Source organism: Pseudomonas hormoni (genome assembly GCF_018502625.1).
GTDB classification, from domain to species: Bacteria; Pseudomonadota; Gammaproteobacteria; order Pseudomonadales; family Pseudomonadaceae; genus Aquipseudomonas; species Aquipseudomonas hormoni.
In genome coordinates this window covers 4,120,988-4,134,798 of the sequence record NZ_CP075566.1, presented here as the reverse complement: position 1 = coordinate 4,134,798, position 13,811 = coordinate 4,120,988, and the positions used below count along the sequence as shown (strand labels likewise).

Annotated in this window: 14 protein-coding genes; 7 read left to right on the top strand and 7 right to left on the bottom strand. The window is 61.4% G+C overall.

Going from position 1 to position 13,811, the window contains the following annotated elements; all coding sequences use genetic code 11:
* Positions 1–291: 291 nt before the first annotated feature.
* Together ttcA and KJF94_RS19250 are read left to right on the top strand one after the other, a co-directional pair.
* Positions 292–1,116 carry a tRNA 2-thiocytidine(32) synthetase TtcA gene (gene ttcA / locus KJF94_RS19255; protein ID WP_214377943.1) on the top strand — a complete coding sequence of 275 codons (825 nt, stop codon included), beginning with the start codon at positions 292–294 and terminating at the stop codon, positions 1,114–1,116.
* Between the two features lie 131 nt (positions 1,117–1,247).
* A complete protein-coding gene (locus KJF94_RS19250) occupies positions 1,248–1,922 on the top strand; it encodes a DNA-3-methyladenine glycosylase I (RefSeq protein WP_214377941.1) in 675 nt (224 codons plus the stop codon).
* 99 nt (positions 1,923–2,021) lie between these two features.
* On the opposite strand, the gene KJF94_RS19245 is transcribed toward KJF94_RS19250, so the two are convergent.
* Genes KJF94_RS19245 through arsC form a run of 3 tightly spaced genes read right to left on the bottom strand, consistent with a single transcriptional unit; the run spans position 2,022 to position 3,395 of the window.
* Positions 2,022–2,447 carry a DUF2069 domain-containing protein gene (locus KJF94_RS19245; RefSeq protein WP_214377939.1) on the bottom strand — a complete coding sequence of 142 codons (426 nt, stop codon included), beginning with the start codon at positions 2,445–2,447 and terminating at the stop codon, positions 2,022–2,024.
* A 1-nt stretch (position 2,448) separates the two neighbouring features.
* Complete coding sequence (wrbA, locus tag KJF94_RS19240; protein ID WP_008011647.1) at positions 2,449–3,045, bottom strand: NAD(P)H:quinone oxidoreductase; 597 nt, start codon at positions 3,043–3,045, stop codon at positions 2,449–2,451.
* Positions 3,042–3,395, bottom strand: coding sequence for an arsenate reductase (glutaredoxin) (gene arsC / locus KJF94_RS19235; RefSeq protein ID WP_084321982.1), 354 nt, complete (start codon positions 3,393–3,395; stop codon positions 3,042–3,044). Before arsC ends, wrbA begins: the two co-directional genes overlap by 4 nt.
* A 114-nt stretch (positions 3,396–3,509) precedes the next feature.
* On the opposite strand from arsC, the gene KJF94_RS19230 reads away from it, so the two are divergent.
* A complete protein-coding gene (locus tag KJF94_RS19230; protein ID WP_214377937.1) occupies positions 3,510–3,977 on the top strand; it encodes a TlpA disulfide reductase family protein in 468 nt (155 codons plus the stop codon).
* A gap of 195 nt (positions 3,978–4,172) precedes the next feature.
* Here KJF94_RS19230 and KJF94_RS19225 read toward each other — a convergent pair whose 3' ends face one another.
* The 4 genes from KJF94_RS19225 to KJF94_RS19210 all read right to left on the bottom strand — a co-directional run bounded on the left by KJF94_RS19225 (position 4,173) and on the right by KJF94_RS19210 (position 9,037).
* Positions 4,173–4,577 carry an META domain-containing protein gene (locus KJF94_RS19225; protein WP_017340177.1) on the bottom strand — a complete coding sequence of 135 codons (405 nt, stop codon included), beginning with the start codon at positions 4,575–4,577 and terminating at the stop codon, positions 4,173–4,175.
* On the bottom strand, positions 4,577–5,011 hold the full coding sequence (locus KJF94_RS19220; RefSeq protein WP_084321985.1) for a hypothetical protein: 435 nt from the start codon (positions 5,009–5,011) through the stop codon (positions 4,577–4,579). The genes KJF94_RS19225 and KJF94_RS19220 overlap by 1 nt, the downstream gene beginning before the upstream one ends.
* Before the next feature lie 77 nt (positions 5,012–5,088).
* On the bottom strand, positions 5,089–6,081 hold the full coding sequence (locus KJF94_RS19215; protein WP_214377936.1) for a 2-hydroxyacid dehydrogenase: 993 nt from the start codon (positions 6,079–6,081) through the stop codon (positions 5,089–5,091).
* 202 nt (positions 6,082–6,283) lie between these two features.
* Positions 6,284–9,037: a response regulator gene (locus KJF94_RS19210; RefSeq protein ID WP_214377935.1), complete on the bottom strand. Its 2,754-nt coding sequence runs from the start codon at positions 9,035–9,037 to the stop codon at positions 6,284–6,286.
* A gap of 215 nt (positions 9,038–9,252) precedes the next feature.
* Between KJF94_RS19210 and KJF94_RS19205 the strand changes: the two genes are divergently transcribed.
* From KJF94_RS19205 to rlmD, 4 genes are all read left to right on the top strand, one after another.
* Positions 9,253–9,975, top strand: coding sequence for a response regulator transcription factor (locus KJF94_RS19205; protein ID WP_214377934.1), 723 nt, complete (start codon positions 9,253–9,255; stop codon positions 9,973–9,975).
* A complete protein-coding gene (locus tag KJF94_RS19200) occupies positions 9,962–11,386 on the top strand; it encodes a sensor histidine kinase (RefSeq protein WP_214377933.1) in 1,425 nt (474 codons plus the stop codon). The genes KJF94_RS19205 and KJF94_RS19200 overlap by 14 nt, the downstream gene beginning before the upstream one ends.
* Before the next feature lie 169 nt (positions 11,387–11,555).
* Positions 11,556–12,458 carry a cysteine synthase CysM gene (gene cysM, locus KJF94_RS19195; protein WP_214384909.1) on the top strand — a complete coding sequence of 301 codons (903 nt, stop codon included), beginning with the start codon at positions 11,556–11,558 and terminating at the stop codon, positions 12,456–12,458.
* Positions 12,458–13,810, top strand: a complete 1,353-nt coding sequence (gene rlmD / locus KJF94_RS19190) for a 23S rRNA (uracil(1939)-C(5))-methyltransferase RlmD (protein WP_214377931.1) — start codon at positions 12,458–12,460, stop codon at positions 13,808–13,810. The genes cysM and rlmD overlap by 1 nt, the downstream gene beginning before the upstream one ends.
* The last annotated feature ends 1 nt before the right edge of the window (position 13,811 follow it).

Sequence of the window (13,811 nt, the reverse complement as noted above, 5' to 3'; positions counted from 1 at the left end):
GTTGCAGGGCGTTAGAGCAAATCGCGCTGTAAACCCATCTGTTAATCGCCTCTGAGTCTTGGCAAACCCCTGTGGCGAGGGAGCTTGCTCCCGCTGGGTCGCGCAGCGGCCCCAAAACCATCCACCCCGTTTTGTCAGGCAAATTGAGTCGGCAGGTTTTGCGACTGCTGCGCAGCCGAGCGGGAGCAAGCTCCCTCGCCACAGAGGGGTATGCTTGGCTCAGGCTATTCGCCGAAAGCGGGTTTTTGCGTAAAATGCCGGCCTTTCGTCACACCTCACGGATTTCGCGTCATGGGCACTCTCACGGTCAACCAGAACAAACTGCAAAAGCGCCTTCGCCGTCAGGCCGGTGAGGCGGTTGCCGATTTCAACATGATTGAAGACGGCGACAAGGTCATGGTCTGCCTGTCCGGTGGCAAGGACAGCTACACCCTGCTCGATGTGCTGATGCATTTGCAGAAGGTCGCGCCGATCAGGTTCGAGATCGTCGCTGTGAACATGGACCAGAAGCAGCCGGGTTTCCCCGAAGAGGTACTGCCGGCTTACCTCAAGACCCTGGGTATCGAATACCACATCGTCGAGAAAGACACTTACTCGGTGGTCAAGGAGCTGATCCCGGAAGGCAAGACCACCTGCTCGCTGTGCTCGCGCCTGCGTCGTGGCACGCTCTACACTTTCGCTGATGAAATCGGCGCGACCAAAATGGCTCTCGGTCATCACCGCGACGACATCGTCGAGACGTTCTTCCTCAATATGTTCTTCAACGGCTCGCTCAAGGCCATGCCGCCGAAGCTGCGTGCCGACGACGGTCGCAACGTGGTAATCCGCCCGCTGGCCTACTGCAACGAAAAAGACATTCAGGCCTACTCGGACTTCAAGCAGTTCCCGATCATCCCGTGCAACCTCTGCGGTTCTCAGGAAAACCTGCAGCGTCAGGTGGTCAAGGAGATGCTTCAGGACTGGGAGCGCAAGACGCCGGGCCGTACCGAAAGCATTTTCCGCAGCTTGCAGAACGTGATCCCGTCGCAACTGGCGGACCGCAACCTGTTCGACTTCACCAGTTTGAAGATCGACGAAACCGCAGCTTCGCGCTTCGTCAACGTTGTAAACCTCTAAACACAATCACTGTGGGAGCCCGCCTGCTGGCGATAGCGGTGGGTCAGACACTTCATTGTTGACTGACCCGCCGCCATCGCCAGCAGGCTGGCTCCCACATTGGTCTATTCACTTACTCCTCAGGAGAGGGCATGCGCGATTACAAGTGGCTGCACGAATACTGTCTGAACCGCTTCGGTTCAGCAGCTGAACTGGAAGCCCATCTGCCCGTTCCCAAGACCGCGGCGCAATTGCGCAAGATCAGCGACGACCGCTACCTCTCGACCATGGCGCTGCGCGTGTTCCGTGCCGGGCTCAAGCACAGCCTGGTGGACGCCAAGTGGCCCGCCTTCGAAGAAGTGTTCTTCAAGTTCGACCCGGAAAAAGTCGTGCTGATGAGCGCCGAACACCTTGAACGCCTGATGCAGGACGCGCGGATCATCCGCCACCTGGGCAAGCTCAAGAGCGTGCCACGCAATGCGCAGTTCGTGCTGGACGTGGCCCATGAAAAGGGCAGCTTTGGCGCGTTGATCGCCGATTGGCCGGTGACCGATATCGTTGGGTTGTGGACGTACCTGAAAAAGCGCGGGCATCAACTGGGCGGGTTGTCGGCGCCGCGGTTTTTGCGGATGGTCGGCAAGGACACGTTTGTGCCGAGCTACGACGTGGTGGCGGCGTTGAACGCGCAGAAGATCGTCGACAAGGTGCCGACCAGTTTGCGGGACCTGGCATTGGTGCAGGATGTGTTCAATCAGTGGCATGAGCAGAGCGGTGGGCGGGCGATGAGCCAGCTTTCGATGATGCTGGCGTACACCGCCAATCATTGACACCGAGTTGCGCCCATCGCCAGCAGGCTGGCTCCCACATTGGATCTGTGGCGTACACAAGTCCCCTGTGGGAGCTAGCCTGCTAGCGATTGCAATCTGTCAGGCGACGGAGATCTCGCCTTCACCCGCCAGTTTGCGATTCAACTGAAACCGCCACCGCACATACAGCAGCGCCGAGCAGAACACTGCCAGGCTCGCGCCCATCTCCAGTAAACCAAACAGCTGCCGGTTCGGGTCATACGCCGCCAGTGCGCCCTTGATGAAATACAGGTTCACCACAAAGCACATCCACGAATGCCCGCGCGCGCTGCCGATGATCATCCCCGGCGCCAGCAACAGCAGCGGCACCAGCTCGATCAGCAAAATCACCCACGGCCGCGCACCATGCAGGTCAGCGACCACCAGGTAATAGACGCAGAGCAATCCCACCAGACTGAAGTAGCACAGCAGACTGATGACGCGCATCGCTCGAACCCGCGGTTCGAGCCATTCAATGGAAGGCAGCACCTTCGGCTTTTTGGCCATGTCAGCTCACCAACTTTTGCGCAGTCTTCGCCAGCCGCAGACCCAAGGCCCGGCACAGCGCCACTTCATGTTCATTCAAACCGCTTTTGCCATCGGCGCCGGCGTGATGACTGGCGCCGTACGGCGTACCGCCACCACGGGTTTCCAGCAGCGCGGATTCGCTGTACGGCAGGCCGGTGATCAGCATGCCGTGGTGCAGCAACGGCAGCATCATCGACAACAGCGTGGTTTCCTGGCCACCATGCAGGCTTGCGGTGGAAGTGAACACGCCGGCCGGTTTGCCTACCAGAGCGCCGGTCAGCCACAGGTTGCTGGTGCCGTCGAGGAAATACTTGAGCGGCGCTGCCATGTTGCCGAAGCGCGTCGGGCTGCCGAGGGCCAGGCCCGCGCAGTTCTTCAGGTCGTCGAGGCTGGCGTACAGCGCGCCTTCGTCCGGAATGTCCGGCGACACCGCTTCACACTCGGTGGAGATCGCCGGCACGGTGCGCAGGCGCGCTTCCATCCCGGACTGCTCGACACCACGGGCAATCTGCCGGGCCATTTCATTGGTCGAGCCGCTGCGGCTGTAATACAGAACCAGAATGTACGGCGCGCTCACGGCAGCAACTCCAGCACGTTCTCCGGCGGACGGCCGATGATGGCTTTGTCGCCGACTTCGAGAATCGGCCGCTCCATGAGTTTCGGGTGCGCGGCGATGGCGGCGATCAATTGCGCCTCGCTCAGGCTGGCATCGGCGAGGTTGAGAGTTTTGTACTCGTCCTCACCGGTGCGCAGCAGTTGCCGGGCGCTGAGGCCGAGCTTTTTCAGCAGGCCCTGCAGTTGCGCGGCGTCCAGCGGGGTCTCGAGGTAGCGGACCACGGTCGGGGTCAGGCCACGGGCTTCGAGCAGTTCGAGCGCACCGCGGGATTTCGAGCAGCGCGGGTTGTGATAAAGCGTCAGATCGGTCATGTGCGGGTCGCATCTTGCGTAAGGTGACGGCTATTCTAACTGTGCAGCGCGTAATCCAGAACCTTGGGAGGCGATGGGTCGCAGGCGCATTTAATTTTGAACAAGGATCACGACATGACAAGGCGACTGGCAGCGGCACTGGCGATCTTCGGGACGCTGATGCTGGGGGGCTGCGGCAACGACTATGGCATCGATCAGAACGGCCATAAAGTCGCCGCCGAACGACTGGACAAACAATGGCTGGTGCTCAATTACTGGGCCGAATGGTGTGGCCCGTGCCGGACCGAAATCCCGGAATTGAACGGGCTGGCCGATCAGTTGAAGGACAGGAAGATTGGTGTGTTCGGGGTCAACTTCGACAATGTGCAGGGTGAAGAGCTGAAAAATGCCAGTGAGAAACTGGGGATCAGGTTCACCGTATTGGCGTCGGATCCGGCGGAGCTGTTTGAATTGCCGCGCAGCGAGGCGTTGCCGGTGACGTACATCATCGATAACAAGGGCAAGGTGCGCGAACAGCTGATGGGCGAACAGACGGCGGCGGGGGTGATGGCGAAGCTTGAGGCGTTGCAGGCGACTAACTGATTACGCAGAGGTCTTTTGTGGTGAGGTGCTTTTGTGGCGAGGGAGCTTGCTCCCGCTGGGCTGCGAAGCAGCCCTAATCCCGGTCGCCGCGTTTCGTCAGGTCCAACGCGCGTTCCGGTTTTGCGGCTGCTGCGCAGCCGAGCGGGAGCAAGCTCCCTCGCCACAGTTATCCACTCGACCACTCTTGAGGGGGATTTATCCCTCTTCAAGCCACCAACGCAGCGGCTTGCCTTCCGCCGGCCAGAAGCGCATCTGGTCGATCGGCGAAACATCCCAGCGCTGCACGTTTTCCAGGGCCTGGAGGAAGCGCTTTTCCTGTTCCATGAGCGCCGGCGCGCACAGCTTGCGCGTGCTGCCGACCTTGCCGAAGCTCAGCTTGTCGCCGTCGAGCGTGTACGGCGCGAACCAGTGGTTGCAGCCGCCATTACCATAGGCGCGACCGTCTTCACCGAGGGTGACGGTCAGGTGGCTGTAATCCATCAGCGGGCGTTCGCCGATCCATTCCAGAATGTAGCTGCGGTTCTGTTGCAATTGCACCGGCTCGGCGGCGCAGCCCAGCAGGCTGGCGCCGACCATCGCGGTCAGAGCAAGGCGTTTCATCACGCAGGCTCCTGGCATTTCGGGCACAGGTGTTTCTCGCCGACGGACTTCCAGCCCAACTCGGCAATCCGCGCAGTAGCGGCAGGCTTTTCGGCCTTGTTGCCCAACTTGGCATCGACCGCGAACTCGAAGCTGAGCTCTTTGGCGCAGCTGTCGCAATTGACTTGCCAGGTGTGGATCGCCAGTTCGCCGAACACCGGGCCGCTGGCCACCGCGACCCATTGGCCGGGCGGGTTGATCAGGTGGCGAACCGTTTCGACGGTCAGGCGCATGGACAAGTCCTTGGCACCTTTGAGGGTCACGACCAGCACGTCATTGTTACGAATCGAGCCGCCATTGCCGGTGACTTGATAACGCCCCGGCACCAGGGCGCGGCATTCGGTGAGGGTGTGTTGCGGGTTCATCAGGCTATAGCGGAAATCGTGTTCGACCATGGGTCCTCCAAATATGCGCGGCATGCTAGCACGGACATCGACGCCGCACCGCGCAGGGAAGTGACCTTCGATCCGGTTCAGCCGGCATCGACCTGATTTTGCAGATTACCCGCCGCCCAGGCTGCAATGTTCTGCAACGTTGTCGCGGCAATGGCGCCCAGGGCTTCATGGGTCAGGAAGGCCTGGTGCGCGGTGACGATCACGTTCGGGAAGGTCAGCAGGCGTGCCAGCACATCGTCCTGCAGCGGCAGATCGGACCGGTCCTCGAAGAACAGCTGCGCTTCCTCCTCATACACGTCCAGCCCCAGATAACCCAGTTGGCCATCCTTCAATGCGTCGATCAGTGCTGGCGTGTCCACCAGCCCGCCACGCCCGGTGTTGATCAACATGGCGCCGGGTTGCATATGCGCCAGTGACTCGCGGTTGATCAGGTGTTTGCTCTGTTCGTTGAGCGGGCAATGCAGGCTGATGATCTGCGATTCGGCCAGAAGCTGCGGCAAACTCAAATAACGCGCGCTGAGGGCTTCGACCTGCGGATTGGGGTAAGGGTCGTAAGCCAGTAGCTGACAGCCGAAACCGTTCATGATTTTCGCGAAGGTCGCGCCGATCTGCCCGGTGCCGACTACGCCGACCGTCTTGCCCACCAGGTCAAACCCGGTCAGCCCATGCAGGCTGAAATCCCCTTCGCGGGTGCGGTTGTAGGCGCGATGCAGGCGCCGGTTGAGCGCCAGGATCAACGCCACCGCATGCTCGGCCACGGCATGGGGCGAGTAGGCCGGAACCCGCACCACCGACAACCCCAGACGCTTCGCCACCGCGAGATCGACATGGTTGTAACCGGCCGATCGCAGGGCGATCAGGCGTGTGCCCCCGGCGGCCAGGCGTTCGAGCACCGGGGCGCTAAGGTCATCATTGATGAAGGCGCAGACGACTTCGTGATGTTCCGCCAGCGCCGCCGTGTCCAGGCTCAGTCGCGCCGATTGAAAGTGCAGCTCGATGCCGGCGGGGAGGTCGGCGCCGAGAAAACTGTCGCGGTCGTAGGTCTGGCTGCTGAAAAGAATCGTGCGCATGGCGTCCTCCTGGATAAATTCACGCTGTGTGCCTGTTGCCGAAAACTCAGGCCCGCCCGGATCTCTGTAGGAGTCTGGCTTGCCAGCGAAGGCGTCCTTGAGAACGACGCAAAGTTTGAGGGCCCCTTCGCTGGCAAGCCAGGCTCCTACAAGGGGTTGCAGTGAGCCTAGCGCTGAAGGTGATCAACGCCATTGCGCTGTATCAAGCATTTATACGGGCATGAGCCGCCAGGCGATTGATGGCGCGGTCGAGGTCTTCCAGTGCGCCGGGCGCTTTCGGGTCTTGTTGCTTGAGCAGGGTTTCGCTGCGCTGGCAGGCCGCGCGCAGTTGCGGCACGCCGCAATATCGGGTCGCGCCATGCAGGCGATGCACCCGTTCGATCAAGGCATTGTGGTCGTTGGTCTCCCGGGCCACGCGGATGGCTTCGCGGTCGGCTTCCAGGGATGCCAGCAACATCGCCAGCATGTCCGCTGCCAGATCCGCCTTGCCGGCAGCCAGGCGCAACCCTTCCTCGTGATCCAGCACCTGCAACTCGTGGCTGCCGCCATGGCTGTCACTGGAACGCTCCGGCCCCTGATTGCGCAGCGCCAGGCCGGTCCACTTCAATACCACCTGCGCCAGTTGCCGTTCGCTGATCGGCTTGGTCAGGTAATCGTCCATGCCGCTTTGCAGCAGCGCGCGCTTTTCGTTGGCCATGGCATGGGCGGTGAGGGCCACGATCGGCAATGGCGTGCAATGCCGTTCGCTTTCCCACTGGCGAATGGTTTCGGTGCTCTGGCGACCGTCCATGCCAGGCATCTGCACGTCCATCAACACCAGGTCGAAAGTCTCGGTTTGTACCGCCTTGACCGCAGCGTAACCGCTTTCCACCGCGAGCACCTTGGCGCCCAGGTCTTCAAGCAGGGTTTGCACCAGCAGCAGATTGGCCGGGTTGTCGTCGACACACAGCACCTTCGGCGCACGGCTGGACACCGGTTCGCCGGGGTCGCTGCGTTGCTGGCGCGGATTGACCAGATCAGACAAGGCCCGGCGCAGCTTGCGGGTGCAGGCCGGTTTGGCTTGAAGCTGACTGTGCGGGTTGGGCACCGAGAGGTGGAACAGCGTCTGCTCGGTGGTCGGGCACAGCACCAGCACTTTGCAGCCGAGGTGTTCGAGGTCCCAGATGTGCTGGTTCAGGCGCTCCGGCGGCATGTCATTGCTGGTGATGCCGAGCACTGCGAGGTCGATCGCCTGATCGGTCTGGTGCGCGCCGGTCACGCCGTTGGTCAGGCTTTCCAGGGTATTGAACGGTGTCACTTCCAGGCCACAGTCTTCCAGTTGATGCTGCAACGCCTGCCGGGCCAGTTCGTGGTTTTCCAGCACGGCGACGCGACGCCCGAGCAGCGGCGGACCGGGCAGGTCTTCGGCGTCGTCGCGGGTTTTGGGCAGGCTCAGGCTGACCCAGAATTCCGAGCCTTCGCCCGGCGTGCTGTCGACGCCGATCTCGCCGCCCATCTGTTCGATCAAACGCTTGGAAATCACCAATCCCAAACCGGTGCCGCCGGGTTGCCGGGACAACGAGTTGTCGGCCTGGCTGAAGGCCTGGAACAGCGCCCGCACGTCCTCGTTCGACAGGCCGATGCCGGTGTCCTGAATGCTGATGCGCAGCTGTACGCTGTCTTCGTGTTCTTCTTCGAGCATGGCGCGGGCGACGATCGTGCCTTCGCGGGTGAACTTGATCGCGTTGCTCACCAGGTTGGTAAGGATCTGCTTGAGTCGCAGCGGATCGCCGACCAGCGACAGCGGCGTGTCGCGATACACCAGGCTCACCAGTTCCAGCTGTTTGGCATGGGCGGCCGGGGCGAGGATGGTCAGAGTGTCCTGGAGCAAATCGCGCAGGTTGAACGGAATATGGTCGAGTACCAGCTTGCCGGCCTCGATTTTCGAGAAGTCGAGAATCTCGTTGATGATCCCCAGCAGGCTGTCGGCGGATTTCTCGATGGTGCCCAGGTAATCGAGCTGGCGCGGGGTCAGCTCGCTTTTTTGCAGCAGGTGGGTGAAACCGAGAATGCCGTTGAGCGGCGTGCGGATTTCATGGCTCATGTTGGCCAGGAACTCGGATTTGATCCGGCTCGCTTCCAGGGCTTCCTTGCGCGCCAGGTCCAGCTCGATGTTCTGGATTTCGATGGTTTCCAGGTTCTGGCGCACGTCTTCGGTGGCCTGGTCGATGCTGTGCTGCAATTCTTCCTGGGCATTTTGCAGGGTGCCGGCCATGCGATTGATGCCGGACGCCAGCTCATCCAGCTCCTGACTGCCGAGGGGCGGCAGGCGGGTTTCCAGATGGCCGTCCTTGAGTTGCGCCACCGCTTGCTTGATCTGGCTCAGCGGCCGGTTGATGGTCCGGCCCATGCGCAACGCCAGCAGTGCTGCACCGGCGAGGCCCGCGCCGATCAACAAAAGGCTGGCGAACAGGCTGCGATAACCGCGCAGCAACATGCCGTTGTGGGACAGTTCGAGTTCGACCCAGCCCAGCAGGCGGTCGGCTTCATCGGGAATCAGGTCGCCGGCCAGATTGCGGTGTTTGCCGAACACCGGCAGCAGGTAACGCGTCGCATCGTTGCCACTGCGGCGCAGCATCTGCGAGCCATTGCCCAATGGCGCCTGATTGAGCATGGTCGGGCCGGCGTGGGCGAGCAGCGTGCGGTCCGGGGCGAGGAGCGTCACTGCGCGCACGTCGGCGGTTTCCAGGGACTGGGTGGCGATGCGTTCCAGCAGTTCGATGTCCTTGTGACCCATGGCCGGGGCCACGAGGGGCGCGAGCTGTTCGGCGATCATTTCACCGCGCTGCATGAGTTGGGTCTGCAGGTCGGATTGCTGCATCCAGGTAAAATAGCCGCCCAGCACCAGAGCCATCAGGCTGGTCGGAAGCAAGGTCAGCAACAGCACGCGGCCTTTAATTCCCAGTTTCTTGAGCACGCCTCTCTCCTGCATCCAGCCATTTAGGAACCTGCGCGTACATCCGGCACGCGCCACTTGCGCAGTGTAGCGATTTGCTTGCGGGCAATCTTCGTAAAATTGATGTCGTCATTCGTCGGGTCATTGAAGGCTTTCGGGTCGTGGACACACCCTTGGGTTGCCCCCGGCGAGGCAATCTTGAATAATCGGCAACTGAGAATTATTTGCAGATACTCATGACTCCCATCTCTGTCAGCCATCCCCGCATTCTTTCCATCGAAGACGACCTCGTGCTCGGTGCCTATGTTCACGAGCAACTGGGCCGCAGCGGTTTCCAGGTGACCTGGTGCCAGAACGGTCAGGAAGGCCTGGCAATGGCCCGCGAACAAGCCTTCGATGTCGTGCTGATGGACATTCTGCTCCCGGGCATGAACGGTCTGAACGTGCTGACCCAATTGCGCCAGAGCCATTCCACCCCGGTGGTGCTGATGTCGGCGCTGGGGGCCGAGGCAGATCGCATCAGCGGTTTCCGCCTCGGCGCCGATGACTATTTGCCCAAGCCCTTCAGCATGGCCGAACTGCGCGTGCGCATCGAAGCGATCCTGCGGCGCGTTGCGCTGGATCGTCGGCCCGCCGTCGAACCCGTTGCCCTGGCGGTGGACAGTCTGCATTTCGACGATGAACGTTTCGAGGTGTTCTTTGGCGAGCACGCCGCCGGCCTGACCCGCAGCGAGTACCGCTTGCTGGACACGCTCAACCGCAATGGCGATGAAGTATTGAGCAAGGCCTTCCTTTATCAACACGTATTGCAACGGGGTTACGCGGCCCACGACCGCAGCCTCGACATGCACATCAGCCAGATCCGCCGAAAGCTCAAGGCCATCGGCTACACCGAGCGGGAAGTGCGCACAGTCTGGGGCAAGGGCTATGTCTTGAGTGCTGCCGATGAAATGGTCTGACCTGCCGGGCCGGCATTCGCTGTTCTGGAAACTCGCCTGTCTGCTGGTGGCGTTCTGTCTGCTGATGATCTGGCTGAGCTGGTCCTGGGGCCGCTACATGGAAGAGCGCAACCAGTTTCTGTCGGATGAGGCCCGTGGCACTCTGGCAGGTTACGCCGCCGAAGCCGAGCAGGCGTGGCAGCAGGGGCAGAGTGCCGGTGTCGATGCCTGGCTACAGGAAATGCGCGAGCGTGAAGCGGGTTGGACGGGCGTCATCGGTGGTGATTTACAGTCATTGAGCAGCCAGCCGCTGACGGAGCCGGAAATCCAGCACCTGACATTCCTGCGCGGCCTCGATTGGCCCATTCACAAAAAACGTTTGCCATGGTTGCGCGTACCGTTTCCCGGCGACTCGTCTGTCGGCAGTCTGGTGATCGAACTGCCCCAGCGTTTCATGCCCGGGCGTTACCGAGTGTTCTGGCGCGTGATCACCAACGGTGTGATTCCAGGGCTGTTCACGTTGCTGCTGTGCGTCGGGTTGTATCGACTGCTGGTGGTTCCTCTCAATCAACTGCGCGAGCAGGCCAATGCCTGGCGTGCCGATCAGTTGGGCGTACGGCTGTCACATCGCACCACCAATCGTTCAGATGAACTGGGTGAGCTGGGCCGTGCGTTCGACCACATGTCCGAACGCCTGCAAAGCACGGTGGCCCTGCAACAACAGTTGCTGCGTGACCTGTCCCATGAGTTGCGCACGCCGTTGAGCCGTTTGCGAGTGGCCAGCGAGGGCGAGCAAAGCCTGACGCAACTGCGCGAACGCATTGGCCGCGAAGTCGATGGCATGCAGCGCCTGGTCGAGGACACGCTGCAACTGGCCTGGCTCGACACCGAGCGCTCACCCTTGCCCGACGAAGCGATCCAGATTCAGGCGCTGTGGGAAATGCTCACTGAGAACGCCTGCTATGAAAGCTGCTGCCCGGTGGGCCAGTTGCAGTGTGCGGTGGATTCATCCTGCTGGGTGCGCGGCAATCTCAATACCCTGGCGCAGGCCCTGGAAAACATTCTGCGCAATGCCATTCGTCATTCGCCGAAGGGCGGCGTTGTGCGCCTGGATGGGCGACGCGATGGTGATTACTGGCACTTGTGGCTCGAGGACGAGGGTGGCGGGGTGGCTGAAGAAGATCTGGAGCGGATCTTCTCGCCCTTTACTCGACTTGATGGTTCGCGGCCCGGAAATGGTGGGTTCGGGTTGGGGTTGAGCATTGCGAGGAATGCGGTGCAGCGGCAGGGCGGACGGCTTTGGGCTGAGAACAGCGGGGCAGGCTTGCGGCTGAATATGCGGTTGGTGGCGGATGATGGTGTCGCCAGTGATGACGCCATCGCGAGCAGGCTCGCTCCCACAGTGGATGTGTGTCGGCCACAAATTGTTTGAACAATCCCAGCACCCTGTGGGAGCGGTCTTGCCCGCGATGAGGTCGTGACAAAACACCAAAATCCACCCTTATTCCCATAAGCCATAAGCACCGCACTTTGCGTGATATGGCCTGCGAACGTTTGCCGGTATGATAGGCGCCCCCGCAGTCTGGATTGCGAATTACGCCATGACCTTGCAGTACCCAACCATCGCCGATTGCGTCGGCAACACTCCGCTGGTCCGTTTGCAGCGCCTGCCCGGCGCCACCAGCAATACCCTTTTGCTCAAGCTCGAAGGGAATAACCCGGCGGGTTCGGTCAAGGACCGCCCGGCGCTGTCGATGATTACCCGCGCTGAATTGCGCGGGCAGATCCACGCCGGCGATACGCTGATCGAAGCGACCTCGGGCAACACCGGGATCGCTCTGGCCATGGCTGCCGCGATCAAGGGTTACAAGATGATCCTGATCATGCCGGACAACTCCAGCGCCGAGCGCAAGGCCGCGATGACGGCCTATGGCGCCGAGCTGATTCTGGTGACCCAGGAAGAAGGCATGGAAGGCGCCCGCGACCTCGCCCAACGAATGGAAGCCGAAGGCCGTGGCAAGGTGCTGGACCAGTTCGCCAACGGTGACAACCCGGAAGCGCACTACACCACCACCGGCCCGGAAATCTGGCGCCAGACCGAGGGCACCATCACTCATTTCGTCAGTTCGATGGGTACCACCGGCACCATCATGGGCGTGTCGCGCTACTTGAAAGAGCAGAGCGAGAACGTGCAGATCATCGGCCTGCAACCGATGGAAGGCTCGGCGATTCCGGGCATCCGTCGCTGGCCGCAGGAATACCTGCCGAAGATTTACCAGGCCGATCGCGTGGACCGCATCGTCGACATGGCGCAAAGCGAAGCCGAGGACGTGACCCGTCGTCTGGCCCGCGAAGAAGGCATCTTCTGCGGCGTGTCCTCGGGCGGTGCCGTGGCAGCGATGCTGCGTTTGTCCAAAGAAGTTGAAAACGCGGTGATCGTCGCGATCATCTGCGACCGTGGCGACCGTTACTTGTCGACCGGCATTTTCGACGCGCCCAACTGATGGCCAAGCACGAGAGAGGCCTGCGCTTCCAGCCCACCGGCGGCAGCAAGGCCCCGCAAATTCCGACCGGCAAAAAACAGCGCCTGACCATCGAGCGCCTGGCCAATGACGGTCGCGGCATCGCGTTTTTCGAAGGTCGCACCTGGTTCGTCCTCGGCGCATTGGCCGGTGAAGAAGTCGAGGCGCGCGTGCTCGGTGCCCACGGCAAAATCGTCGAGGCACGCACCGAGCGCGTTTTCCTGGCCAGCGAATTGCGTCGCCCGGCGCCGTGTCCGCATGCCGGTCGCTGTGGTGGCTGCAGTGTTCAGCACCTGCCTCATTCCGAACAACTCGCCCTGAAACAGCGCATGCTCGCCGAGCAATTGTCCAAGGTCGCCGGTGTCGAACCCGAAGAGTGGGCAGCGCCGTTGAGCGGTCCGGAGTTCGCTTACCGCCGTCGCGCCCGTGTAGCGGTGCGCTGGGACATGAAAGCTAAAAAGCTCGAAGTCGGTTTCCGCGCGGCGGGCAGTCAGGACATCGTTGCAATCAACGAATGCCCGGTGCTGGTACAGCCCTTGCAACCGATCATGACCCGCTTGCCGGAGATGTTGCGGCGCTTGAGCAAACCTCAGGCGCTGGGGCATGTGGAGTTGTTCAGTGGTTCGTCGTTGGCGGTGTTGCTGCGCCACATGGCGCCGTTGTCCGATGCCGATATGACGATCCTCAAGGATTTTTGCGCGTTCCATGAAGCTCAATTGTGGCTGCATGGCGAGGGCGAACCGCAACCGGTCGAAGCTGATCAGTCGTTGGGCTATCGCCTTGAACAGTGGGATTTGAACCTGGCATACCGGCCGGGAGATTTCATTCAGGTCAACGCGGCGGTCAACGAAGCGATGGTCGCCCAGGCGCTGGACTGGCTGAAACCGACAGCGGATGAACGCGTTCTCGATCTATTCTGTGGTTTGGGTAACTTTGCCTTGCCGCTGGCCAAAGCCGTTCGCGAAGTGGTGGCGGTCGAAGGTGTGCAGGCGATGGTCGAGCGGGCAGCCGCGAACGCCGCTAGCAACAATCTGAATAATGCGACGTTTTTTCAGGCCGATTTGTCCCAGCCTTTGACCGATGCCGAATGGGCGCGCGAAGGCTTTTGTGCGGTACTCTTGGACCCACCGCGTGACGGTGCTTTCGAGGTGGTGCGCAAGCTCAAGGCTCTGGGCGCCGAACGGTTGGTGTATGTGTCGTGCAACCCTGCAACTCTGGCGCGCGACACGGTCGAATTGATCAAGCAAGGCTACCGGTTAAAACGTGCCGGGATTCTCGATATGTTTCCTCAGACGGCACATGTCGAGGCCATGGCGTTATTTGAAGCGAGCTAGG